The 246-nt window shown below is 39.0% G+C and carries 1 protein-coding gene; it reads right to left on the reverse strand.

Features of this window, described 5'->3' with window-relative positions; all coding sequences use genetic code 11:
* The coding region (locus ACHRVL_RS23095) for a hypothetical protein (RefSeq protein WP_395415605.1) at positions 1-246 on the reverse strand (246 nt) is incomplete at both ends.

Here is a 246-nt window from a genome sequence, read left to right on the forward strand (position 1 = left end):
TCCTGCAGGCATTCCTGTGAAGCTGTACATACCATCGGCTCCAGTTACACGCAGTAAGATTGGCCCTGTAGTTGTACCTTGAGGAATTAATGTTACTGGAACATTTGCAATAGGAGTGTTAGTATCTCTTACTGTTATAACTTGAGTATACGAAATTGAATTTCCTCCGCAGTCACTTGTTGTCCATGTACGAGTTAAGGTATATTCTGTACCACATTCGTTTTTAACATCACTTTTAACTTCTTT

This window comes from Flavobacterium sp. FlaQc-28 (genome assembly GCF_044007415.1).
Lineage (GTDB): Bacteria > Bacteroidota > Bacteroidia > Flavobacteriales > Flavobacteriaceae > Flavobacterium.